The sequence below is a fragment of the Actinosynnema sp. NPDC002837 genome (assembly GCF_040295345.1).
GTDB lineage: Bacteria > Actinomycetota > Actinomycetes > Mycobacteriales > Pseudonocardiaceae > Actinosynnema.
In genome coordinates, this window is sequence record NZ_JBEOVG010000202.1 from 1 (window position 1) to 1,890 (window position 1,890).

Annotated in this window: 2 protein-coding genes; both read left to right on the plus strand. The window is 68.9% G+C overall.

Annotated features, from left to right (window positions below):
- Nucleotides 1–246 precede the first annotated feature (246 nt).
- Nucleotides 247–930, plus strand: a complete 684-nt coding sequence (locus tag ABTZ99_RS44860; RefSeq protein ID WP_498785419.1) for an RNA polymerase sigma factor — start codon at nt 247–249, stop codon at nt 928–930.
- The gene (locus tag ABTZ99_RS44865; RefSeq protein ID WP_499619274.1) at nt 923–1,849 is read left to right on the plus strand and encodes a Crp/Fnr family transcriptional regulator; all 927 of its coding nucleotides are present in this window, start codon (nt 923–925) and stop codon (nt 1,847–1,849) included. The genes ABTZ99_RS44860 and ABTZ99_RS44865 overlap by 8 nt, the downstream gene beginning before the upstream one ends.
- Nucleotides 1,850–1,890: the final 41 nt, after the last annotated feature.

Below are 1,890 nucleotides of genomic sequence, written 5' to 3' on the forward strand. Positions count from 1 at the left end.
CCTTGTTGTGTCTTTTCATTTTTTTTTACTCGGGAACCCTGCGGTGGTCCTCCCCTCCGCCCTTTCCCGTGCGCCGGGTCGTGAGCGCTCACGGGGGCGGCTCGTCGCCCACGTGCGCGTGGAAGAACGACGCGGAGACGCCACTCGCGGTCAGCCCGGCGAGGACCGCCGCCGCGTGCCGTCGGCCGTCCGCGCCGACATAGAACCTGTCGTTCGGATGAGCCTCGTCCGAGGGGGTCGCGATTGGTGGGCAACGATGATCGGCGCCAGGCGGACGTCAAGCTGCGTGACGCGCTCGTCGCGGAGAACTGCGCGGGCCCGGAGTGGCTGCGGTTCACCAGGGTGCTCAGCGAGTACGGCTTCGCCTCGATGGTGGGGTGGTTGAGGTCCGGGTTGATCTTCACGCTCTGCCGGGAGAAGGGGTACCCGGTCGGCGGGCCGCCGCTGTACTGGGAGCACGAGGACCTGGTCAGCCTCGCCGGTGACACGGTGGTCGACGCGATCGGCGACTTCCGCGACAAGGCCCTGTTGGGCGGCGCGTGGGATCCGACGGGTGGTGCGAGCCTGAAGACCTACTTCGCCACGGGCTGCGTGTACGCGTTCCCCAACGTCTACCGCAAGTGGAGGAGGGACCGCAGCCGGCAGGAGGCGGAGGCCGGCCGATTATCGGGCGTCGAGGTGCCGGCGGACCTGGCGGCGCCCGGCCCCGACCCCGGCGAGGCGGTGGTCACCAAGTTGGAGATCAGGCGCGGTCTCGCCGGCATCCCGAACGAGTACGCCAGGTCGGCGCTGGTCCTGTCGGAGTCCGGGTACACGGTCGGCGAGATAGCGGAACTGCTGAACACGACCCACGGCGTCATCAAAGGGGCTTTGGAGAGACATCGGCGCAACACCGGTCGATCGACTGGGGGCGGGGGTGGCAATGTCTGAGCACGCGGTCGGCCACTCGACGGCGGTGGAGCACCTCGTCGAGGACTCTTCGTTCGGTGCGGACGACGTTCGCGATCTCCGCGATCGGGCCCCGGACGACGTGGTCCAGCGCATCGTGGGCCGCGTCAACCGGTCGATCCCACCGGCGTCGTCGCTGAGGGGCGGGTTCATCCAGCGCGCGGCGTCCATCGTCGCTGATCGCCCGATCGTGTACTCGGGAATGGCCGACCCGGTCGGCTCGGGTCCGGGGTGGCCCGGTCACAGCCTGCTCGGTCGTCTTCGCGACTCGACCCGTCGGGAGTTCCTCGACCTCGGCACGGTCGTGAGGTACCGGGCCGATCGTGAGGTCATCGAGCAGGACGCGAAGGACACTCACGTCCTGTTGCTGCTCGACGGCGTGGTCAAGGTGCAGACCACGGACGAGACGGGTGACACGGCGCTGCTCGCGATCAGGGTCGCGGGCGACCTGGTCGGCGAGATGGCGGCGCTGGACCAGAAGCCGCGCTCGGCCAGCGTCGTGACCTGTGGCGACGTGGTCGCGAAGCTGATCACCAGCGGCGAGTTCATGGCGTTCCTGCACCGGCGCAACGACGTGTTCGTGGAGTTGATCGGGATGATCGACGACCGGCTGCGTTGGGCGAACCAGCGCCGGCGGGACTTCCTGTCCCACCCGGCCGCCGAACGGGTGGCGCGGGTGCTGGTCGACTTGGTGCAGACCTACGGGCGCGAAGAGGCGCACGGGTGGACGTTGGGGATCCCGCTGACGAAGGTGGAACTCGCCTCGATCGTCGGGATGAAGCCCAGGACGGCCGAGAAGGCGTTCTCCGACCTGCGCAAAGCGGGGGTGGTGGTGAGCCACCTGAGGCGTGACGTGCTGGTGCCCGACCTGATGGCGTTGCGGGAGTTCGGGCGCATGTGACGACGGCGGAGCGGCTTGGTCCCGGCGAACGGGGCCAAAAC